This is a genomic window from Spirosoma endbachense, from assembly GCF_010233585.1.
Lineage (GTDB): Bacteria > Bacteroidota > Bacteroidia > Cytophagales > Spirosomataceae > Spirosoma > Spirosoma endbachense.
This window is the reverse complement of record NZ_CP045997.1, coordinates 3,739,303-3,761,354: the sequence shown is the minus strand read 5'-3', so window position 1 is coordinate 3,761,354 and position 22,052 is coordinate 3,739,303. Positions and strand designations below refer to the sequence as shown.

At 47.0% G+C, this 22,052-nt stretch carries 20 protein-coding genes; 13 read left to right on the top strand and 7 right to left on the bottom strand.

Translation table 11 applies throughout. The features are described from left to right. Window positions 1–65: 65 nt before the first annotated feature. On the top strand, window positions 66–935 hold the full coding sequence (locus GJR95_RS15040; RefSeq protein WP_162386647.1) for a sugar phosphate isomerase/epimerase family protein: 870 nt from the start codon (window positions 66–68) through the stop codon (window positions 933–935). Between the two features lie 876 nt (window positions 936–1,811). Here GJR95_RS15040 and GJR95_RS15035 read toward each other — a convergent pair. Beyond that, the gene (locus GJR95_RS15035; RefSeq protein WP_162386646.1) at window positions 1,812–2,033 is read right to left on the bottom strand and encodes a DUF6965 family protein; all 222 of its coding nucleotides are present in this window, start codon (window positions 2,031–2,033) and stop codon (window positions 1,812–1,814) included. Window positions 2,034–3,147: 1,114 nt separating this feature from the next. Between GJR95_RS15035 and GJR95_RS15030 the strand changes: the two genes are divergently transcribed. Both GJR95_RS15030 and GJR95_RS15025 read left to right on the top strand, forming a co-directional pair. Continuing rightward, window positions 3,148–6,435, top strand: coding sequence for a SusC/RagA family TonB-linked outer membrane protein (locus GJR95_RS15030; protein ID WP_162386645.1), 3,288 nt, complete (start codon window positions 3,148–3,150; stop codon window positions 6,433–6,435). Window positions 6,436–6,454: 19 nt separating this feature from the next. After that, the gene (locus GJR95_RS15025; protein WP_162386644.1) at window positions 6,455–8,137 is read left to right on the top strand and encodes a RagB/SusD family nutrient uptake outer membrane protein; all 1,683 of its coding nucleotides are present in this window, start codon (window positions 6,455–6,457) and stop codon (window positions 8,135–8,137) included. A 35-nt stretch (window positions 8,138–8,172) separates the two neighbouring features. Here GJR95_RS15025 and GJR95_RS15020 read toward each other — a convergent pair whose 3' ends face one another. Continuing rightward, the gene (locus GJR95_RS15020; RefSeq protein ID WP_162386643.1) at window positions 8,173–8,358 is read right to left on the bottom strand and encodes a hypothetical protein; all 186 of its coding nucleotides are present in this window, start codon (window positions 8,356–8,358) and stop codon (window positions 8,173–8,175) included. A 329-nt stretch (window positions 8,359–8,687) separates the two neighbouring features. Between GJR95_RS15020 and ccsA the strand changes: the two genes are divergently transcribed. The 7 genes from ccsA (at window position 8,688) to lepB (ending at window position 15,825) form a co-directional block, all read left to right on the top strand. Beyond that, on the top strand, window positions 8,688–9,383 hold the full coding sequence (ccsA, locus tag GJR95_RS15015) for a cytochrome c biogenesis protein CcsA (RefSeq protein ID WP_162386642.1): 696 nt from the start codon (window positions 8,688–8,690) through the stop codon (window positions 9,381–9,383). 30 nt (window positions 9,384–9,413) lie between these two features. Continuing rightward, entirely contained in the window at window positions 9,414–9,560 is a 147-nt protein-coding gene (locus tag GJR95_RS42105; protein ID WP_232541192.1) for a CcmD family protein, read from the top strand. Between the two features lie 141 nt (window positions 9,561–9,701). Further along, window positions 9,702–11,654 carry a CocE/NonD family hydrolase gene (locus tag GJR95_RS15010; protein ID WP_162386641.1) on the top strand — a complete coding sequence of 651 codons (1,953 nt, stop codon included), beginning with the start codon at window positions 9,702–9,704 and terminating at the stop codon, window positions 11,652–11,654. 243 nt (window positions 11,655–11,897) lie between these two features. Continuing rightward, window positions 11,898–12,179: a DUF427 domain-containing protein gene (locus tag GJR95_RS15005; RefSeq protein WP_162386640.1), complete on the top strand. Its 282-nt coding sequence runs from the start codon at window positions 11,898–11,900 to the stop codon at window positions 12,177–12,179. Continuing rightward, a complete protein-coding gene (locus GJR95_RS15000; protein WP_162386639.1) occupies window positions 12,176–12,889 on the top strand; it encodes an ABC transporter ATP-binding protein in 714 nt (237 codons plus the stop codon). Before GJR95_RS15005 ends, GJR95_RS15000 begins: the two co-directional genes overlap by 4 nt. Window positions 12,890–12,936: 47 nt before the next feature. After that, window positions 12,937–14,496, top strand: coding sequence for an ABC transporter permease/substrate-binding protein (locus GJR95_RS14995; RefSeq protein ID WP_162386638.1), 1,560 nt, complete (start codon window positions 12,937–12,939; stop codon window positions 14,494–14,496). 159 nt (window positions 14,497–14,655) lie between these two features. Continuing rightward, window positions 14,656–15,825 carry a signal peptidase I gene (gene lepB, locus GJR95_RS14990; protein ID WP_162386637.1) on the top strand — a complete coding sequence of 390 codons (1,170 nt, stop codon included), beginning with the start codon at window positions 14,656–14,658 and terminating at the stop codon, window positions 15,823–15,825. A gap of 2 nt (window positions 15,826–15,827) precedes the next feature. On the opposite strand, the gene GJR95_RS14985 is transcribed toward lepB, so the two are convergent. The 5 genes from GJR95_RS14985 to GJR95_RS14965 form a co-directional block, all read right to left on the bottom strand. Continuing rightward, window positions 15,828–16,463 (bottom strand): DNA-3-methyladenine glycosylase, encoded by a 636-nt coding sequence (locus GJR95_RS14985; protein ID WP_162386636.1) that lies wholly within the window; start codon window positions 16,461–16,463, stop codon window positions 15,828–15,830. Between the two features lie 96 nt (window positions 16,464–16,559). Beyond that, the gene (locus GJR95_RS14980) at window positions 16,560–17,252 is read right to left on the bottom strand and encodes a DUF2306 domain-containing protein (protein WP_162386635.1); all 693 of its coding nucleotides are present in this window, start codon (window positions 17,250–17,252) and stop codon (window positions 16,560–16,562) included. Between the two features lie 249 nt (window positions 17,253–17,501). Then, window positions 17,502–18,893 (bottom strand): serine hydrolase domain-containing protein, encoded by a 1,392-nt coding sequence (locus GJR95_RS14975; protein WP_162386634.1) that lies wholly within the window; start codon window positions 18,891–18,893, stop codon window positions 17,502–17,504. A gap of 355 nt (window positions 18,894–19,248) precedes the next feature. Next, a complete protein-coding gene (locus tag GJR95_RS14970) occupies window positions 19,249–19,875 on the bottom strand; it encodes a helix-turn-helix domain-containing protein (RefSeq protein WP_162386633.1) in 627 nt (208 codons plus the stop codon). Between the two features lie 143 nt (window positions 19,876–20,018). Further along, complete coding sequence (locus GJR95_RS14965; RefSeq protein WP_162386632.1) at window positions 20,019–20,171, bottom strand: hypothetical protein; 153 nt, start codon at window positions 20,169–20,171, stop codon at window positions 20,019–20,021. Between the two features lie 27 nt (window positions 20,172–20,198). Between GJR95_RS14965 and GJR95_RS14960 the strand changes: the two genes are divergently transcribed. The 3 genes from GJR95_RS14960 to GJR95_RS14950 all read left to right on the top strand — a co-directional run bounded on the left by GJR95_RS14960 (window position 20,199) and on the right by GJR95_RS14950 (window position 22,034). Then, window positions 20,199–20,450 carry a helix-turn-helix domain-containing protein gene (locus GJR95_RS14960; RefSeq protein WP_162386631.1) on the top strand — a complete coding sequence of 84 codons (252 nt, stop codon included), beginning with the start codon at window positions 20,199–20,201 and terminating at the stop codon, window positions 20,448–20,450. A 52-nt stretch (window positions 20,451–20,502) separates the two neighbouring features. Further along, window positions 20,503–21,183 carry a tetratricopeptide repeat protein gene (locus GJR95_RS14955; RefSeq protein WP_162386630.1) on the top strand — a complete coding sequence of 227 codons (681 nt, stop codon included), beginning with the start codon at window positions 20,503–20,505 and terminating at the stop codon, window positions 21,181–21,183. A gap of 104 nt (window positions 21,184–21,287) precedes the next feature. Continuing rightward, a complete protein-coding gene (locus GJR95_RS14950; RefSeq protein ID WP_162386629.1) occupies window positions 21,288–22,034 on the top strand; it encodes a 3-oxoacyl-ACP reductase family protein in 747 nt (248 codons plus the stop codon). Window positions 22,035–22,052: the final 18 nt, after the last annotated feature.

Genomic DNA, 22,052 nt, shown 5'->3' with positions numbered 1-22,052 from the left:
TTCCTGATATATTTTTATAAAACCACCCCATCTTTGCGTTCTAAAGCCGCAAACAATATTCTATCATGCAAAGACGGAGTTTTCTTAAACAGTCTGGCCTGCTCACGGCCGGAGCTTTTGCCTTTACCCAAGCTGATTTACTCGCTGGTGCGCCTGCTAAGGCCATCAATCCCTTTGGTGTACAGCTTTACAGCGTGCGTGATGTACTGCCTAAAGACCCCAAAGGCGTTATGACCGAGTTAGCGAAAATGGGCTATAAACAGTTCGAGAGCTTCGGCGGAGCGAAGGGTTTTTTATGGGGAATGGAGCCTAAAGAAATCAAGTCGTTTCTCGGTGATCTTGGCGTGAAAATGATCAGCACGCACTTTGATTACCGGGGACAGGCCGATAAGCCAGATCTGCTCAAAAAAAGCATTGAAATGGCCCATGATGCGGGATTGTCTTACCTGCTTTGCCCCTACATTGGCCCACAGAAATCGTTTGACGACTGGAAAAAAATAGCCGACCAATTCAATACAGTTGGCGAACAAGTAAACAAGGCGGGCTTGAAATTTGGCTATCATAACCACGATTACTCGTTTAAACCCCTCGACGGTAAACTCCCTCAGGAGTATCTGTTAGCAAACACTGACCCTAAAAACGTCATGTTTGAGTTAGACCTATGCTGGATCGACGTGGCTGGGGTCGATACAACTGACCACCTCAAAAAATACGGCAAACGGTATGAACTCTGCCACATAAAGGATTACAAAAAGGAAGGCGGCAAGCCTGTCCAGAATGACCTTGGCAAGGGAAGTGTTGATTTCAAAACGACGTTGCGAGTGGCTATGGACAGCGGTATCAGCTACTTCATTGTCGAGCAGGAAGAGTATCCGGAATCACCAATGGTCAGCATGAAAAACGATGCTGAATACATGAAAAAACTGACGGTATAAAAAAAAAGAATAGGCCTTTTGCTGAGAAGCGTGCCACGGTTTTGAACGGTGGCACGCTTCTCAGCAAAAGGCCTAAAAGAAATAAGTCGCGGTGAAAGCCGCGACTTATTTTGTTAAAGAACAAGTAGAGCTGTTTAGGAATTAGAAAGTTATTTATGAAAGTAGGCCCAATAGCGGCCCTGTAAGGCTGATCCCATTTTTTTTATTCTATATCGAAATGTTATTTCCTGAAAAGGGATACTATAACGGTTCAGGAAGTCCAAAAGCTTCGATTCGCTAATTAACGTTCCATCAACATCCGCAGTGAGAATATTCTTACCATTGCTTTCATCGTCCACTAACCGGGAATTGTAACGGTTTAATTCGAAATCCAGAGCGGTGATTTGGTCGTTATGCATTTTTATCAATTGCTATAGTGAACGTATAATAAAGTCGTAACGCGTTGACCGTTGAGGTATGCATCTGGCAATTAAAAGAAGGGTAATGGCAGTACTGCTCATTAGACAGCGCATAGCTGCACTGATCCGACAGGTAATGGAGCCGGTTGGCATTTTAGACTCGAAAGGCAGGTAAGGACAGGCTATTGTAGAGCCGATTCTCTCAAATATAACTAATAAAGAGGGGTAATCCTAACCTGACCGTTGAGTTAGGGTCGCGATAAACAGGCACCAGGGCTTAAGGCACATCCTGATAAAAATAAATGGCGGTTTGCCAATAAATGGGCAAGCCTAAAATGTAGATTGTCTCTGTCGTTGCGAATATAAACTTTCGGCGTTCGTTCTATTTATAGTAAGCTTAATTAGGAGAGGTCATCGACAGCCAGCCCCCGCCAGTGGAGACTGGTTGTTTTGCTTGTTAACTAGAACAAATGGCTCTCTAGGTGAGTTGGTTATTTTGTTGCTCCTCTAGTCGCTCTTTCAATCTTTTTAATTTATCTCTGGCAGAGCCAGCACTCATTCCACTGCGCAGGTGGCTAAACTGAACGGCTATATAGCCGGGTAGGTCGTTGATAATTTCACTGGCACTCAGTCTAAAGGGAGGCTTTGGTAAGTGCCGATTCTCGAAATAGTTAATTAATTCCAGGTCATCGTCTTGCATGCAATAAAGCTACGCTTTTAGTACTGAAACCGATAAGATGGGGTAGTTTTGTTACATCACTTTGTTTATTGAAGTAGCTGGTTTTGAAAACGACCGCGTCAATTATCAGGCAAGTAAAGCCTGAACTGATTTAGTTGAACGAAATTGCTTGAAAGCAATTTACGGTTACAAGTTCAAAATGCTTACATTCAACCAAATTTCACTCATGGCAGCCAACATATTAGTAATTGTCACCGGATACGGGTCTATCACACCCAGGCCATGGAAGACAGCTTATTTGAATATTAGCGAGGATAATGCTCGTCAACGATTTATAAAGGAGCACCCCGGTGTAAGGGATGCAACTGTTGTCAGCGTCAAATTTGATGATGAGTTTACCATCGGTTCTCACGGAGAGATCTCATCGACTCACTATTAGCCATCTTCCCTTTACCTCACGATTTCCTATAGCTAACTAAGTTGTAGCCCCTCCTTTGACCAATTGTGCGTCGCGACTACAGATAAGCGAACGTTAGGTCAAGTCGGGCAGGTACTTCCTTCATCATTGGGTCGTGTTTCATGACGACCAGTTGTACTATTTTACGGATAGTGGCAACCATCTTTCCTATACGGGTAACTCGACTCCTATTGGCCGTGACAATACGATAAGCACGAAACGAACTAAGCCAGCCCCTTAACCTATCACCTGGGTCATCCTGAAACCAACCAACAGGTACGGTTTACTTGCCATAAGCTAAGACTTTGACGGGTTTTCTTTGCCTTATTGTTTCGTAATTCACTCGAACCAAATTAAAATTTCGGACTTTCATCGTTGGCCATTGACGTAAAAAGGTACTTAATAAACATACGCTTACTAGTTGTATTATTTATGGATAGATAGGTATTATAGGTAAAAATACTTATAAGTATAATATATTGTTAAGCAAAACTAAGTAATTGTAGTAAGAAATATAGAAACGATGAAATGCTTGTAAACAAAATAATATTTTGATTTAATACATTAAAATAGAATTAAAGATCATAATATTAAAATTGTACAAAAAGTTTGTATTGATTTTTTGCCTTATATAGATTTGCTCGCAGGAATACTTTCTTAACCAAACTAAAATCAGTTATGAGCAAATCTCTATATGTGAGCATGCTATTGGTATGCTCACTCTGGACCATGGCATGGGCTCAGGAGCGAAGAGTAGTCGGTAAGGTAACATCGGCTGAAGATGGTTCACCCCTCCCAGGGGTTTCGGTTGTCTTGAAAGGGACAACTAAAGGTACCAGTACCGACGCAGGTGGAATTTTTGACATCTCAGTACCATCAGCTAAAGGAAGTGTATTAGTATTTAGCTTCGTCGGTGTTACCACTCAGGAAATTCCAATTGGCAATCAGTCTGAATTGAACGTGAGTCTCGTATCCGATTCGCGAATACTTACTGAAGTCGTTGTAACGGGTAGCGGGGTAGCAACGAGCAAGGCCAAGCTAGGCATTGCTGTTGAAAGTGTGACGGCGAAGAATCTGCCCCAAACGCCTACAGCGTCAATCGATCAGGCATTGATCGGTAAAATACCGGGTGCACAAATTTCTTCGGTCAGTGGTAACCCCGGCGACCCGGTCAATATATTGCTTCGAGGCATCAATTCCGTTCAGGGGGGGACCAAACCGCTGATCATGGTAGATGGCGTTCAGGTGGCGGCAACTGATATTAACTCGCTCGATTTGAGTAATGTCGATCGGGTCGAAGTGGTTCAGGGAGCAGCTTCAGCTTCTATTTATGGAGCACAGGGGGCCAATGGGGTTATTCAGGTTTTTACCAAAAAAGGCAAGAAAGGCCGGGTAGCGGTCAATTTTTCCAGCAGTTATTCGGCTAACCAATTCATTAACAGTGGCAATGTCCACAAGGCAGAGTTGCATCCTTATCTGACAGATGCAAATAATAATCTGATCGATCCTTCAGGGAAACCATTGGCCTATAATGAGGTTGGCTCTATTGAAGGTATATCCTACAGATATGGCGGGGCAACTCGTTATGCCATCCTCGATACCCGAAATGTTGCCGATAAACCCTATGGTGCTAATCTGCAATATTACGACCACTTCAAGCAGGTGTTTCAAACGGGAGGAACGACCAACAACAACCTGAATATTTCAGGAGCATCGGAAAAAAGCGATTTCTCCCTGGCGTTTGCGAATAATCATACCGTTTCTTCCATCATGAAAAACGGTTATATCGACCGAAGCAACCTGTCGGCTAATCTGGGAACGGAGTTGTTCAAAGGATTTACGATACGATCAACCACCCAGTTAGTCTATACCAAAAATACACTTCATCCAGGATTAGGAGCGGCTGGCGGTTATGATTATGGCAAAGGTAATTCGTTGGGAAATGTTGGCTCGGTTTACAGCTTTTTAAATACATCTCCATTCTTTGATCTGAGGTATAAATTAGCCGATGGCACTTCTCCGCTTTATCAGACAGCTGATTTCCTGAGTGTTAATGCCGGAAACCCATACTATACTCAGGAATATACGACGGGTCTGGACAACAAAATAGACGTTATCCAGAATTTTGACGTCAACTACAACGTCAATAAATTTTTGGAACTGGATGCCAAATACGGGATCAATTACCGGACCGAAAACGCCAGATGGACCTATGCGAATCAGTCACAAAATATAAACGCCACGTATTACCCCACCTGGATCAGTAATTTCGCCCCCGACGATAAAGGTGAGATTGACAACTGGCAGTATAACACGACGTTCCAGAATTTTTTGGGAACTGCCTATATCCGGACTGATTTTGAAAATGACTTTCATATCAAATTGCCAATTCAAACCAGTACGCAGATATCCTTCGACTACCGAAAGAAGAAATACAATGAATATGATACCTATGGTTTAGGGTTAGGGCTGGCCCCGCCTTTCAACATATCGTCTACATCATCGCAGGGCGTTGCTTCGTATAATACGGCCGCCAATCATAACGGTGATTACGTAGAACCCTTTGTGACCTATGGGTATCTGGTTAATCAGAAAATCGATTTTGGCGATTATGGTGGAGTGACAGCCGGTTTCCGAACCGATTGGTCTTCGGCATTCGGGGCTGGTTCTACACCGTTCACCTTCCCGCACTTCGATGGGCACATTTTACCGTTCTCGTTCATGAAAAACAGCGGTGTGGCTAATACGATCTCGTATTTTAAGTTAAGGGCGGCTTATGGTGAAGCTGGTATCCAACCCGGAGCCTTCGATCGTTATCCAGTATTGAGCCAGCAAAATCTGGGGTCGTCATTAGTATACACGATACCTACCACCAGCAACAATGCGAACTTAAAAGTAGAAGTATCGAAAGAATTTGAAGCAGGTACCGATTTTACGATTAGCGCTAATCAGAATAGCTCGTGGTTTAACTCAATCAATGGTTCGTTTACCTATTGGAGACGGAAGAGCGCCAATGTGATTTATACCGTTAGCGTTCCGCCTTCGCTTGGCTCAACAGGCCAAAAGACCAACGCCATAGACATGTCGTCTAACGGGGTTCAATTCTCCCTGAACATCCCGGTTTATAGTTCCAAAAATCTGAAATGGGATTTCACCACCAACTTTGGTCATCAGATATCCAGGATCGATAAAATTTCTGGTGGAGCCGATATTATCCTGACATCGGGCGCAGGCGATGCCTCACTGGTGTTGACACCAGGGCAGCAAATAGGTCAGATATATGGCTATAAAGCCTTGACCAGCACCGCATTTACCCGGATGGATGGCACTCGGTACATAGCAGAAGGCGATGCGTCGAAGTATGCAATGGTTGATGGACGTGTTGTCGATAAAACAACGAAAGCGATCCAGTTTACGGATGAAAAATATCCGCTGGCCAATCCTAATCCAAAGTTTAACATGTCGTTCATTAATAGTCTGGGATTCAGGGATTTTCTGACGTTGTCTTTCCAGTTCGACTGGGTATATGGCAGCCACTTATACAACCAGACGAAAGAATGGATGTACCGGGATGGGATCAGTGGCGATTTTGCCAAACCGGTAACCATTGATGGGCAAACCGGGGCTTATTCGGCTTATTACGCCAGTGCTTACTATGCACTTTGGGGTAGCTTATCGGGAGCCGGAAACAATGCGACTAAAGACTATTTCGTTGAGGATGCTTCCTTTTTACGGCTTCGGAACGTTTCACTGGCCTTTGATCTGGCAAAAGTTGTCAAATTACCTTATCTCAACAGGTGCCAGCTGGTCCTGACTGGCCGAAATATCCTGACGGTCACCAATTATACCGGGCTCGATCCTGAAATCAGTTCAGGGTCTTCTAACTCATCGTTTGACAGAGGTATTGACCACAGTACGTTGCCTAATACAAAGTCGTATCAGGTTGGACTGAATATAGGTTTCTAATTTTTAACTTCCCTTCAAGATGAAACTTATTAAAAAACATAACTTTCTTTATACGATTTGTCTCACGGCAATTTTCCTTGGAACGGTTTCCTGCAAAGAACAATTGGATGTTGGCAATCCAAACTCGCCGACCGTTACCGCCAATGTCAATACAGAAACCGGCCTTATCTCACTGGCTCAGGGCGGAGTGTATATCAATGGCTTTCTGAATGGCGATAACTGGCTGGGAAACAGTCACTTTTCGTTGCCCTGGGGGTATAACGAATTGATGGCTGATGTACTGGGCGCTGATGCTTCTAACAATCAGATTACAACAATTGGGGTGCCGGATTACATTATTCTGGATGATGGGACAAAACTAACAAACAAGTCCCCGTCGATAGGCATTATCCGGTCGTACAATAACCGTGCATCAACGGGTGCGGGCAATAATGCTATTTACTACCAGTGGCTAAACATGTATGCGATGAATAATGCCTGCAATAACGTGTTGAGTCTGGTTGACGGTATTAAGTTCACGGGCGACGCAGCGACAAAGGCTAATACAGTTAAAGCCTGGTGTTACTGGTGGAAGGGGTATGCCTACGCGTCGATTGGTTCGATGTATTATTCGGGTCTTATTATTGATGATGCTAGTGCTACGAACAACAAATATGTGCTGCATGATGAGCTGATCAAACAGTCGAATAATTACCTGACTATGGCCGTTACTACCTTGGGGAGCATTACCAGTCAGGCCGATTATCAGGCAGTTTTGGGGCAGTTGATTCCTGCTTTTACGCAGGTGGGCAATGGTGGTGTTCTTACCGTTGAGATGTGGAAACGGAATATCAATACCATGCTGGCCCGGAATATTCTGCTGAATAAACTGGCTCCCTTTGTAAACGGAAACCCAAATGCCACAATCGCCAAGTCTTCGACAACGGCAATGACGGCCGCCGACTGGAACAGTGTATTAACGCTGGTGACAAACGGTATTCAGAAAGGAGATTTCGTTTTTACAGGAAGAAGTACGGCTTCCAATTATTTCTTTTCAGCTTCGGGGGGAACGGTTACGTCCTTAACGACGGGTGTAAATACGGCCACAACGTTTAAAATCAGTGAACGGTTTATTCAGAATTTTGGGGCCGGAGACAAACGACTGGCCAATAATTTTAACACGGCTACCACCTACAAAAACAACTATACATTTACCACACGCTATAGCATAACGGATGGCGGTAACAGCATGCCCGGAGTGTATATGTACGGCAGTAAGTCGGTTGGCGAATATGAACTCTTTATTGCTGGTAGCTACGAAGAAAACGCGTTAATGCTGGCCGAAGCGAACATCCGCCTGGGTAATATCGAAGCGGGTCTGGCTTCGATCGATGCAGTACGGAATTATATGGGAGCTGGCGTTCCGGCGGTGGCAGGCACTAAACTGACGTTAGCAGGCGCTCTTACCGAACTGACAAAAGAAAGACGGGTGGCCCTTATCGGCCGCGGACTGTCATTCTATGATAGTCGGCGCTGGGGATGGACCTATGATATAGCCAATGGTGGGGGAAGTTATGGGAATACGGTTGTGACAACGGCTGGTGTCGTCAACAAGAACGTTACGATCAACTATAACTTTCTGGATTACTGGGATGTACCTGCCGATGAATCGGTATTAAATCCATCGACAGGTAGCGTTGCCACCAAAAACCCTAATTTTTAATTTCCCGACGAAGACTTAAACTGAAAAATGGACTGCTACGGTAGTCCATTTTTCAGTTTAAGCATCTGTGATTCAATCCGTAAAGTTGCTGTGGGTATCGACGTGAGGTCAGGTTCTTCAACCTGACCTTTGCGGAGGGTTCGCCGTCGCATCGGCGAACCCTCCTCGCGGTGTCGGTTTTGAGAAACCGACAACACATCGTTAACAAACGAACACCACATCAGCCGCTTTACAGACTAAGTTCAGATCAATAATACCTTCGTTGAATAAGCTGATCCTGTAAAGAAATAGGCGTCTAGGAGCGACTGATCGAATGCTTTTTTTCATAAGTTTCCTGATCGATTTGGATTGACATTCAGCCATCAAACAGGCCAACGGTAGACATTAGTCGAAAAAGGCTTTTTCGTTGGGATTGAATGCTGGCTTTTTTGCACAGAACCCAAATCAGCAAGTATGGCTAACCAACGGTTTCAATAGTAAAGCTAGAAAACAACCCTTTACACAACGCGCTATCTATCGTTAATCCTTATTTACAAGAACCTGTCGACCTATGCTTAAACAGTGGTGGAAAGCTTTAACCGTACTTATTTTGGCGTATGTCTTTGTTGCAGGCCTGATTAACCCTGTCCCTAAATTGCCTATTTTACACGAGGCCATCCGCAATACATTCTTTCATCCGCCCCTTTGGATTGCGATGATGGTCATGTTGCTTTCGTCCGCCATCTTTTCGATCCGTTATCTAAGAAAAGGTAAACCTGATGATGATTTAATCGCCGTAGAACTGGCTAATACAGCACTTCTCTTTGGCGTTTTAGGCTGTATTACCGGGTCGGTATGGGCTTACTTTGCCTGGGGCGATCTGTGGCCAAATGACCCAAAAACCAATGGAGTCGCTGTTGGTATGTTGATGTATCTGGCCTATTTTGTCTTACGCCGGTCATTTGATGACGAAATGCGTCGAGCCCGCATTTCGTCGGTTTACAACATCTTTGCCTTTGCTATTTTTATTCCGCTTATTCTCATTTTGCCCCGATTTACCGATTCGCTACATCCCGGTAACGGCGGTAATCCTGGATTTAATCAATACGATTCGGACAATTCGATAAAAATGATAATCAGACCCGCTTTTGTTGGGTTTACCTTATTGGGGTTTTGGATTACGCAGCTTCGGGTCAGATTACGTCGGTTAGAAATCGATTTAGACGAGCAGGAAGAGTCTAAAAAATCGGCCAGTACGCATGCCTAAGTTCAAAATCATGTTTATAAAAAATTAAAAATGAGGCAGTTAACAGAAATTCTTAGGGCGGATGGTAAAATCTGGGTCGTTGTCGTTGTCATTGGTGTGGTTTTATTAGGCTGGCTATACTACCTGCTTGGAATAGGAAGCAGGGTTCATAAAATTAAACGTAGAGTCAGAACGTAGCTTTTCTATGATAAGATGACAGGCCTGGTGGACGATCAGTATGCCTGAATCCCCATTTGCAACGGTCGTTTTGGGCAGAAGGCAATACGGATCAGACTAGTATATTTACAGTAGTTTCGTTTTCTTAACTCCATCAGCTCCATGAAGAAGTGGCTATATTGCCTGCTTATCCCTGCGTTGTCTTCACTCGTCAGGGCGCAAACAACCCCTGCCGCTAACTACGTTCGCGATAATTACCAGAAAGTTGAGTACAAAATCCCCATGCGCGACGGGACGAAGTTGCATACAACTGTCTATGTGCCTAAGGATGCTTCGCCAACGAATAAATACCCGTTTATGATGCAGCGGACGTGCTACAGTGTAGCGCCCTATGGCCCCGACACGTACCCGAATCAGGTAGGACCATCGGGAACGCTGATGCGTGACAAATACATTTTTGTGTATCAGGATGTGCGTGGACGCTGGGCTTCGGAGGGGACCTGGACCAACATGACGCCGACCGTAACCGACCAGCAACCGGCGGTTGAGGCCAATGCAAAGAAGAAAGGAAAAGCACCCGCCCGTCAGTCGGCGCTGGCGGTTGACGAAAGCTCGGACACGTATGATACGATAGACTGGCTGCTTAAAAACGTAACCAATAACACCGGACGCGTTGGGCAGTGGGGCATTAGTTACCCTGGTTTCTATACCATTGCCGGGGCCGTTGCGGCTCACCCTGCCCTGAAAGCGTCGTCGCCCCAGGCACCCGTATCGGACTTTTTCTTCGACGATTTTCACCATAATGGTGCCTTTATTCAGGCTTATCTGTTCACCTATCCCGTATTTGGTATTCAGCACCCACAACCAACGACGGAAGCCTGGTATAACAACGGGTTTATTCAAACGGGGAGCAACGATGGGTTTCAGTGGCAGTACGATCTTGGCCCGTTGAAAAATGTGGATAAATATTACAAGGATAATTTCTACTGGCAGGAAACGGTTGAGCATCCAAACTACGACGAATTCTGGCAGAAGCGTAGTATTATTCCACACCTCAAAAACGTAAAACACGCCCTGATGACCGTAGGCGGTTGGTTCGATGCCGAAGATTTATACGGTCCGCTGAACATCTACAAGACGGTTGAGAAAAACAATCCCGGCACCTACAACACGCTGGTGATGGGGCCGTTTGGGCATGGCCGCTGGTCGCGCGAGACAGGACATACACTGCATAGTAATATCTATTTTGGTGATAGCATCGCAACGTTCTACCAGCGGAATATCGAAGCCAAATTCTTCAATCATTTTCTGAAGGGAACGGGCGACGGTAAAACTGGCCTGCCTGAAGCGTACCTGTTCAATACGGGCCGCAATGAGTGGAAAGCGTTTGATAAATGGCCCGCTGCCGATGCGCAAACGAAGCAATATTACCTGATGTCGGGCGGTCAGTTGGCCACGAACCGGGTTATGGGTTCGACCGATGCGGGCAGCGGTCCGACGCTCCGGTTCTCGGAATTTATCAGTGATCCCATGAAGCCCGTGCCGTATACCGAAGACATCACAACGACGCAGGGATTCACACCCTTCAACTACATGTCGGAAGATCAGCGGTTTGCCAGCCGACGGCCCGATGTACTAACGTTTCAGACGGATGTTTTAACCGAAGATATGACACTTGGTGGTGAAATAACTGCCAAACTGAAGGTCAGCACGACCGGCACCGATGCCGACTGGGTAGTGAAACTGATTGATGTTTATCCGGCTAATGAGCCGAACCATCCGTATATGCCGAACAAGAACATTACCCTTGGCAACTACCAGCAGATGGTGCGTTCGGAAGCCATGCGTGGGCGGTTCCGCAACTCGTTCGAGAAACCCGAGCCATTCAAATCGGGCGAGGTTACTGATGTGACATTCCGTTTGCAGGATGTGCTCCATACCTTCAAAAAAGGCCATCGGATGATGATTCAGGTGCAAAGTACCTGGTTCCCGCTCATCGATCGTAATCCCCAGAAATATGTAGAAAACATTTTTAAAGCGAACGCTGATGATTTTCAGAAGGCCACGCACCGGATATATGACAATTCGATAATCGAGGTGCAGGTAGTGAAATGAACACAAATCGTTCGTTGTTACGATTACAGGCTTTTCGCTTCGAGCTGTGCCACGGTTATTTTAGACTGTCGTGGTTAACCACCGTCCGCGGCCGAGGTGGCACGGCTCGAAGCCAAAGTCCTGGATTATATAGTTTATAAAAAAGTACGGGCAGTAAATGCATAAGAACGGGACATTCGCAGAAAATCATGACACGGTTTCTGCGAATGCCCTGAAGTATTCAACGCTATAACTTCACCACGAATGAAAGCAATCTGGAACGGTAAAATCATCGCTGAAAGCAACGACACGGTCGTTGTTGAAAATAATCATTACTTCCCGAAAGGCTCGGTCAATACTGACTTTTTGCTGGCTAGCTCAACGCACACCACCTGTCCCTGGAAAGGGCTGGCATCCTATTATTCGCTGACAGTAGATGGTAAAAACAATACGGATGCGGTCTGGTATTACCCCGATCCAAAACCGGCCGCCAGCCAGATTAAAGACCGGGTCGCATTCTGGAAAGGCGTTCGGGTGGTTGAATGATCAAGATAATAAATCTGACGAAACAGTTTGCGTCACATACGGCGGTTAATGATGTATCATTATCAATTGGACGGGGCGAAAATCTGGTTTTGCTTGGTACAAGTGGTTGCGGGAAAACGACTACCCTAAAGATGATTAACCGGCTGATCGAACCCACAACGGGTTCGATCAGTGTCGATGGCGTGGATGTGCGGCAACAACCCGGCCCTGAACTCCGTCGACGCATTGGTTATGTCATTCAGGACGGTGGCCTGTTTCCGCATTACACCGTTGCCGAGGCAATTGCTACTGTGCCTAAACTGCTCGGCTGGGATCTGGCTGCAACGCAGCAGCGAATACGCGAACTGATCGACAAACTTCAATTGCCCGAATCCTTGTTGACCCGGTATCCGGCTGAATTAAGTAGCGGACAGCGGCAGCGTGTAGGTTTAGCGCGGGCTCTGGCGGCTCGCCCACCCGTAGTGCTGATGGATGAGCCTTTTGGTGCCTTGGACCCCTTTACACGTAAGCACGTTCGGCGCGAACTGTTCGGGCTGAATGAGTTACAGGAAACCACCGTCGTTTTGGTGACGCACGATGTACGTGAAGCCCTCGAACTGGCCGATCGCGTTGCGCTTATGGATAAAGGACGAATTGTTCAGCTTGGGCCGCCCGGCGAATTGCTGAACCATCCGGCCACTGATTTCGTCCGTGATTTTATGGAAATATAGACTAAGCCTGCTTTTGTCAGGCTGGAACGCCAATCCGGTGTCAACTAATGACCGACTTCTTTGCTTTTATTCGTGACCATGCCGATAAACTGCTGGAGCAAACCCTGACGCATATTGGGCTAACCTTTGTCTCGCTACTGGTTGCCTTGCTGATTGGGGTGCCGTTGGGTATTGTGATTGCCCGTCGGCCGAAGCTGGCAAGTAGTGTTTTAGGTATCGCCGGTGTGTTGCAGACTATTCCAAGCGTTGCCCTGCTGGGATTTCTGATTCCATTGCTGGGTATCGGTGTCGGTCCTGCTCTGGTTGCTCTGTTTCTGTATGCGCTCCTGCCGATTATTCGGAATACCTATGTGGGCATTATCGAAGTCAATCCATCGGTAAAGGAAGCAGCGCGGGGCGTAGGAATGACCGATAAGCAGGTGCTGACGAAGGTAGAATTGCCGTTAGCATTGCCCGTTATTTTTGCGGGTGTTCGTACGGCAACGGTCATCAACGTGGGCGTAGCCACTCTTGCCGCCTATGTTGCTGCGGGTGGACTGGGCGAATTTATTTTTAGTGGTATCGCCCTCAGTAACGTCAATATGATGCTGGCGGGTGCCATTCCTGCCGCGCTGCTGGCCGTGGGCTTTGATGTAGGATTGGCCCGATTACAGCGATTATCAGGGGAGAAACTGCGGCTAGGAGCGCTGGCTTTTCTGATACTGGTTCCTTTCCTGTCGGCGTTTTACCTGGTGCCGGGTCGGCAGGATAAACTGATTGCTGGCTTTGCACATGAGTTTTACGGTCGGGCCGATGGCTATCCTGGCTTGACAAAAACATATGGTCTGAACCTGCGCCCCCGGCTGATTGACCAGAGCCTGATGTATGAAGCGATTCATCGAAAACAGGTAGACATCATCAGCGGTTACTCGACGGATGGACGGATCAAAGCCTATGATCTGCTTGTGCTTGAGGACAATCATCATGCGTTCCCTCCCTACGATGCCGCTCCGATTGTGCGGCAAACCACGCTGGATCGTTTTCCTGATCTCGGCCCAACGCTTGATCTGTTGGCCGGAAAACTGACCGACTCGGTTATGACCGCCCTGAATTATCAGGCCGACTACAAAAAACAGTCCCCGGAAGCCATAGCACATTATTTTTTGAAACAAACGGGTTTGTATAAAACGCCTGAATCGACAGAACGGACAGAGACGATCGTCATGGGATCAAAAGTGTTTACGGAGCAATACATTTTAGCTGAGATTTACCGGCAGCTAATTGAAGGCCATACACGGTTGCGTGTTGCGACGCGCACGGGTCTGGGAGGAACACAAATCTGCTTCGACGCCTTACGAACGGGGGCTATTGATTTTTATCCCGAATACACGGGTACCGGTTTGCTGGTTATTCTGCAACCGGCGGCCACGCGTCTGAAATCGTTGCCAATGCAGCCGGATTCTGTATATCAGTTCGTTCGCCAGCAATTTCGTGAGAAATACCAACTGGATTGGTTAAAGCCATTGGGTTTTAACAATAGCTATTGCCTGATGATGCGCCGGGAACAGGCACAACAGCTGGGTATTCGATCGATTGAGGATTTAGTGAAATTTCTTGATAAAAAGTAAAGCAGCCTCCCTTCGACGCGCAGTTTGACCGTCAGTGTAAAATTTAGCCTGTTCCATATCCCTGGTTCCTACCTTTCCCCAAAATGTTTTTCGTCGAATGGGAAATGGAGTACGGTTAGCCTCTCCCTAATACCATCTCTGCGCTGATCCCATTCGTTTATGCTCGATGCTCAACTAAAAACTGCCAGCAAGCCGGTCAAACGAAAAAAATCATTCCTTCGGGAGTGGTTCGATTCGATCCTGTTTGCTGTTGTTGCCGCTTCACTTATCCGCTGGTTATTCATGGAGCCGTTTGTCATTCCGACGCCGTCTATGGAAAATAGTTTGCTGGTAGGCGATTTTTTGTTTGTCAGCAAGCTTCATTATGGCGCGCGTACGTTTAAAACGCCCTTACAAGTCCCGCTTACCCATCAGAAAATCTGGGGCACGAACATTCCATCCTACAGTACGGCCATTCAATTGCCAACGTTTCGGTTACCCGGTTTTACCCAGGTGAAAAATGGCGATGTCGTGGTTTTTAACTATCCTCCTCCCAAAAGTGGAGAACCTGATTATCCGGTTGATTTAAAGACGAATTTCATCAAGCGGTGTATCGGGGTTCCCGGCGACAGGATAGATATACGCCAGCAACAGGTATACATTAACGGGAAGCTGTTTCCGACTCCCGCACACGCCGAAACCAATTATTTCGTCAAAACGACCGAAGTACTCGATGAGCGGTTTTTTCGCAGATATGATATTGTTAACGATTTCAAATCACCAGAGGGGCCGTTTATCAACTGGCAACCGCTTGAGCAGTATAACGACTCAACAAAGACGAATTCGCTCGTTGGCTATAGTGTAAACACAACGGCAGCCATCATTGCCAGGTTTAAGGAGTTCGACTGGGTAAAAAGCATCGAACCCATGATGGATCATCCGGGAGAGTTAATGCCGGGTATTTATGGAGGCTCGGCGCATCCATGGAATCGGGATAATTATGGCCCTATAACAGTTCCGAAAAAAGGCATGACTATACCCATTAACCCGCAAACGATTGCTTTATATGGAACCCTGATTGAGCGATATGAAGGAAACCATAAAGTAGCCCTGACACCGGCAAGCATCAAGGTTGACGATCAGCTAATTACCGCCTATACATTCAGCCAGGATTACTATTTTATGATGGGCGATAACCGCCATAATTCAGAAGATTCGCGGTTTTGGGGCTTTGTACCGGAGGACCACATTGTAGGCAAAGCGGTTTTGGTCTGGATGTCGATAGATCCCGATCCGGCCTCTTTCTGGCAAAAAATTCGCTGGAACCGCCTGTTGCGGCTAGTTGACTAAGCTCACTTTTTACTGATATACCGATTCCCGCTTATGTAAAACCGATACGGCAAATCGGCTCCGCGAGTGAGGCCAATTCGGGTGGTTGTTACCATATCGAAATCATGAAATACCGGCCCACGAATGAACAGTTCGCCCGTTGTTAGCGAGGAGGAATTATGTTTCTGCCGATCAATGCCCATCGCGATTGTCAGCTTTCCGGGGCCATTGCAGAGATTACGCTGACCATTGGCACTTGAGGAATCTATTGTATTATTTCGGTATCGTTCAAAACCCGTCTTAAACGCGTCATTGCGTCGAAAGCCCATCAATTCAATGCCTTCTGTGGGCTCCAAAGCGCGAATTAGCACAGCTTCGCCGACTCCCTCTGGCCCGGTAACGACGTTTATGCAATTGTAGTGATTGTAGATCTGATAAACGTACAACGTTCCGGCGGGGCCAAACATGGCCGCATTGCGTGTTGTTTGCCGTCGATAAGCATGGCAGGCCGGGTCGTCGGTGAGGTAAGCTTCTGTTTCAACGATAACCCCTGCGGTTATGCCTTCGAGGTTCTCATGCACAAGCTCGCAACCAAGCAGAAGCTGGGCGAGCCTGAGTGTATCGTGGGATTGATAAAAATCCAGAGGCAACTTTTCCAATACTGCTACGTCGGTTATGTCAATGGTTTTATGTTATCCCTGATCGTTTTATGTCCAGAAAATCGCTAGCCGGATACTAACGTTGATAACGCGGTACTAACTAATTACTGATTGCATAACCGCCGTTTTCACTTTCTGTTCATTTCTTGTTCGGAGTTGGCGAACCACCCGAACAATCAGCGGGGCTCCAACCAGGGTAGGGGTTAACCAGACGGCCATAGACGGTAAAAAATGCACATTGACAACCAGAAACGCCGTTAGGGTGGCAATATAGCCTGCCGACATGCCAATAATATGCGAATAAAGCCAGTATGCTTTATCGTCGGGAGGGGTCCGAAAACGATCGATTGTCTGCTTCACGCGTATCAGGGCAATACCGCCGAACACAATGCCAACAGCGCCAAAATAATACGAATTGATTACCTGCCAGATACCCCAGCTTAGCAGCACAATCGCTGTAATGCCTGCCCCGATCTGGATAGCCCAGTCCAATCGAACTACCCGGCCATCTATGGATAAACGTTTCCAGCGAAGGGCGCGATAGCCGGAAAGGACCAGGTAGAAACTAAAAAAAGCAACCATAAACAGAAAGGTCAGGTCTTTCAGGTAAGCGACAACGACCGCCGTTACAAAAACACCCGCCATGCTGTAGGTGTAATAGCGGCCTGCCCGACGGTGCACTGGTCCGCCCTTTTTTGTAAGCATGGCCACGGGACCAGCTAGCAGGGCAACTGTACCCGCCGTAGCGTGTACAATGATGAATAGCTTGATAAATAAGGCAAGAGACATGGCTTTGCGGGCTTTAAGGCTTTAGGTTGAATGAATAGACAAACCTAGAATGATCCTCTTCCCGCTACAATAATGGGTGGTTATAAACGATGCGATACGGTTATAATTTACCCCGACTTACTACAGAAAGATCACCTGATCGACAAACTGAATGAGCCGGTTACCTGATTTAGCCCGGATGTAAAAAACGGATCAAATCACAATTGATTCGTAATTCCCCTCGGAACGGTTGCCCTGAGCGACCTCTGGTTATTTTTTATTGAACGCTGCTAAAATGTACGTAGCCATCAATCCGTCGGAGGGCGACTGCTGGTTAAAATTGCCCCCCGTAATAACCGTGACCATATTTTGGGCTGGCCAGATATAGATCCGCTGGCCACCGTTGCCCTGGGCCGTTACACCATCGTAGCGGGTTCCGGCCGCATTTAAATACTTTAGCCACCACAGATAGCCATAATTGGTATTCTGCACCACAGAGTGCTTCGCCATAGAGGCCGTGACCCAATCCTGAGAAATGATTTGCTTTCCCTGCCACTGCCCCTTATTCAAATATAACAGGCCAAACTTGGCCATATCCCGCGGCCGGAGATAAAGCTGACAGTAGGATTCAGCGCTGGTCAAGTCGGGCTGAAAGTGCCAGTTAAACTGCGTGATGCCCAATGGGTCGAACAGGGTTTGTCGGGCAAAATCGGGTAATGACATATGGGCCTGTTTTTCAATAATCCGACCTGCTGTAATCGGATTGCCCGAACAGTACATGCCTTTTCCGCCGGGCTTATCGATCATTGGTAAATCCAGCGTGAATTTGACCCAGTCAGGCGAGTAATCCATCTTCTCTTCATTGCCCGCCGACTGCTCATTGGTAATGTCACAATCCAAACCACTTTGATTGGTCAGTAAATGTTCAATGGTCAGTTGCTGCTTCAGTTCTGACTGATTTTGTAGGGTATATTCAGGGAAAAAGGGTAACACCGGCTCATGTACACTTTTGATGAGTCCTTTGTCGATGGCAATGCCGGTTAGTGCCGAAATGAAGCTTTTGGTGGCCGACCTTAGCTGGTGTAGGCTATCCTGCGTGTAGTCAAAAAAGTATTCTTCAAACACCAGCCGACCGTCCTTAATGATTAAGATACTATGGATATTTGGATAGGTTCCATCCGCAATTTTGTTGACCATTGTAGCCAGTAAGGTCGAATCCAGCCCCGAATGCTGGAGGCTCCCTACCAGTAAGCCATCACTGGCCTGAGTGGGTACGTTGTAGCGATAGGTGAAGGGGCTTAATCGGGGATACCACATTTGCCGTGGAAAAGTCAGCGTGCTGTTGAGCCGCTGAAATCGCTGCTGTTTAACCGAATAAGACACTATTTTTTTTTGTGTATCGCGCTGAAAACGCACTGTATCCTTGCTTTGATTCAGAAACAGATCGGGGCCAACCGGATAGAGCGGGTAGCGACCATCGGCAATGAGGGCATATAAAAGCGAGTCTTTAGGAGAGGCCGCCAGTTTCAGTGTGGTTCGATTGGTGTACTCATAAAGTCCCTGATATTCCTGAAGTTTCTGATAAGACCGGAACGATGGAGCCTGTGCATGGACAACCAGCGTCAGGAGAAAAAACAGATTGACTAACAACCAAGATTTCATAGACGAAGAAAAAAAAGAGTATAGCCCCTGATAACTGTTTGGGTGAGCAAACATAGCGCTTCCGCATCGCTAGCCTTCTGCCAAACCCACGACATTAAGACGACATTGTTATGACATTCGTGCTAAGTGTCTGATACGTAATTACTTTGCTCGGTCACCTCTCTGCTCATCAGGCGGGTATGAAGCGAAATAGATTCGGGAAAGCCAACGGTGTATTGCTGACAACCAACGTTGAATACTGTCTGACAACGCGCTTGCTGGAAGGCTTTATTCAGAGCGCAGCGCTTAATCGGGTCTAATAAGGCAGCTTTTATGCTTTGGTAATTAACCGTCAATAAGGTGATAGTCGGGCAGTTTAAAACAGCCGTAACCCGACTGGATACCCGCCATATCGACCTTTTCGGGCTCGCCAGGCACCAATCAGGAGTAGGGGAGCGTGAATGGCATTTAGTAGAAAGAGGAAGACCAGGGGAGTCCAGACAATAACAACCTGGAAATTCAGGATCAACCCGATCTGAACGGCTAATAGGAGTAGATACCCGCCATAGGTTACCAGTGTCCATCCCAGCTCAAAATTGAGCAGCCGACTACCAGCCTCCTGAATTTGAGGATTATGGCGTTTACGGTATCGCATAAACAACGGTAGCAGAATGTTGACCCCCGGTAAAATCAGGTAAGTGAAAGCGGATAGATACATCAAAGCAACATAGGCTGGTGTTTCATCAGGCTTACTATCGGAAGGCGCTGATTCGAGCTGGTCGATCAGCGATTCATTCTCAACCATTGTCAGGGCATCGACCGGAAGGTCAAGTGCCTTAGCCAGGGCCTGCAAGGTGAATCCGCGTGGTAGTGTTTCGCCTTTTTCCAGTCGTTGTACGGTTCGTAAACTAAGCCTGGCCAGGTCAGCTAACTCCTCCTGGGAAATGCCCCGGCGTTTCCGATAGGTGATTAATGTAGTCGCGAGGGAGGAGGAGGATTGCATGATGAGCTAGCAAAAAAAGCCATTACAAAGCTATATTTTTTGCCTTATAATCACCCCAAAGTCTTAAAAACAGAGCCATTTCAGGTCTTCTTTTCGATAACTATCTCAATAAGCTGATCGGCAAAATGCCCTGCAACAGGGTGTCAAACCTGTACGAACGGCAAAAATTTCGTTTTGACGCCCAACTGCCGGATTACATTCGACAAGCTGGCTTTTTCATTGGTCGACAGATAGTGGGCATCGGTCGAAATAAGTTGAAATGACCCCCGCTGATGCCCCACATTTGTATTGTTCAAACGAAAAAACAAAACAAATCATACACCATGAGCGCCATTGCCATCAAACTCCGCAAACTCCGTGAAATCTACGGCTACCCACAAGAGTACGTTGCCTATCAGATGGGCATCAGCCAGGCAGCCTATAGTAAAAAAGAAAATGGTAAAACTGAATTGTCGCTAACCGTGCTGGAACAACTGGCCAGCCTATATCAGATTTCGATGCTCGATCTGATTGCACTTAGTCTGTCGGACCTGCTCATTATGGCGGTTCAGAAAACCACCAACGCCAGCTCTTAAGCTATCAGAAACGTCTCTTGTCAATTTTTCACTTATAACCGACCGATTTCCAATGAAAACCAAACAACACATCGGCTCTCTTGTGGCCGCTACGCTACTTACCGGCTCAATGGCAGTAGCTCAAACGACCGATCAGTACAAAACCGCAATGACTGGACTGATAACCCGGATGGATACAACCCAAAGCGTTGATGGGAACCTACAAACGGCCAATGCTTTCTCCCGCGTTGCCAACGCCGAAAAAGACAAGTGGTTGCCGTATTACTACGGTGCGCTCTGCACGGTTACGGCTGCCTTCAGTGAGCCAAGCATTGAAAAAATAGATCCGCTCTGTCAACAGGCTACGCAATTGCTCGATGAGGCCGACCGTATTTCACCCAATAATTCGGAAGTGTATTGTGTCAAAGCCATGATCGTATTGGCTGGAATCAAAGTGAACATGATGCAGCGGGGCATGCAGGGAATCATGAAGGCACAGGCCAATCTTGAAAAAGCCGTTCAACTGGATGCCGAAAACCCCCGCGCTTATTATTTAATGGGTCAGCAGTCCTATAACACACCTGAGAAATTTGGCGGTAGCAAGAAAGAAGCCCTAGCATTTTTTGAAAAAGCGGTTGAACTGGCCGAAAAACAGAAGGACCGTGCTAACACGATCGAGGTAAACTGGGGGCGTAAACCAGCCGAACGCCAGGCCGCCAACTGCCGGAAACTTCTCCAGCTTGCGGCTAAATAATACCTCTACGGGGGTGTATGCATGACTACTTGTTACGCTTGTTCGTAACGGGCTGTAAACCGATAAAAACTAATCTTCCCCAAATCCTTTTTCCTTTCTGTTTCATGAAAAAATCCATTATTCTGGTCACCGGCGGCTCGCGCGGGATTGGCCGCTCTATATGCCTTGCGCTCGCTGAGCGTGGTTGCACTGTTCTCTTCACTTACCTCAGCAATGACGTGAAAGCTGGAGAACTCATCACAGAGATTAATCAGATCGGAACGGGTGGGGCCTTTGCCTACCGCTGCGACATGAGCAGCTTACCCGAAGTGCTGGCTTTAGCGAAACGTATACGGCAGGACGTTAGCTATCTGGACGCTATTGTCAACAATGCGGGTATCGTTGGCGACGGAAAACCCTTCCTGTTTGCTACCGACGAACACTGGTGGGATGTGATTCGGACGAACGTGGGCAGCGTGACAAATACCTGCCGGGTTCTGCTGCCCATGATGATTGCCCGCAAAGCGGGCCGGATTATCAACATCACGTCACTGTCGGGCCAGAAAGGCAATGCAGGTCAGTCCGCTTATTCGGCCTCGAAAGCCGCAGTGGTGACATTTTCCCGGTCGTTAGCCAAAGAAGTAGGGCGGTTCGGCATTACGGTTAACTGTATTTCGCCGGGACTTATCGATACCGACATGACCCGCGACATCAGCAACGAATACGTGGCCAATCGCCTGGTGTGGTCTCCGTTGAAACGCAAAGGTGGTGCCGATGAAGTTGCTAATCTGGTAACCTACATGCTCTGCGATGCGCCCAGCTATATTATCGGTCAGGAACTCACCATCGACGGTGGACTGGGTGTATCCTAAGCTACATCGTTCTGATCA